The sequence below is a fragment of the Pedobacter sp. ASV12 genome, from assembly GCF_016429155.1.
In the GTDB taxonomy this organism is placed as follows: Bacteria; Bacteroidota; Bacteroidia; order Sphingobacteriales; family Sphingobacteriaceae; genus Pedobacter.
This window is the reverse complement of record NZ_JAELUC010000231.1, coordinates 1-641: the sequence shown is the minus strand read 5'-3', so window position 1 is coordinate 641 and position 641 is coordinate 1. Positions and strand designations below refer to the sequence as shown.

At 31.8% G+C, this 641-nt stretch carries 1 protein-coding gene; it reads right to left on the bottom strand.

Features of this window, described 5'->3' with window-relative positions; translation table 11 throughout:
• A partial coding sequence (locus JHD69_RS20060; RefSeq protein ID WP_199142109.1) for a hypothetical protein occupies positions 1–641 on the bottom strand: 641 nt, incomplete at both ends.

Here is a 641-nt window from a genome sequence, read left to right as displayed (position 1 = left end):
ATAAATAGTCTTTTAAAAGATTAAATTTTAGCTGCTGTGTGATAAATTCTGATGTGTAATGTCCGTGCGTTTGGCCATTAATAGAAAACATTACACTCATATTGTTCTTGAAAAATGCTCTTCTTATATTTTCCTTGGTTTTCTTTAGATCATTATTTCCCACCTTAGGTTTGAAGACATAGCAGGTAACCTTTACCTCTCCAAATAATTCATCAGTATAAATTTCAGAGAACGATTCATCGATATAGTTTTGATCAAGTTCTAATCTTCTTTTTAATCCAAAAAGATCTAGTTGCAGTACATTATTATTCGGATATCTTGTGGCATTGTCAATTGTATAAATTGGCAATAAAGGTTCGAACAGAAATTCGTTCAAACTTTGGTTTAGGTCTTGTGCAAAGCCCGAATATCCTGATGGAAACTGATAAGAATACATCTTGATAATTGAGCCTGTTCTAAATTTTCTATTCAGGAGGTTTAAATCAAGTTCTTCGTTAATATCAAATGAAGGTATATGACCATCTGCTGTAGTTAGATATTCATACCATGTGTTTTTATTCAATTCTGCATCCTTTTCACTAAATGGGTGTTCCCTTATAAGAGTAAAACCAAAATCACCTGAAGTATCGTAGTTTTTAGAG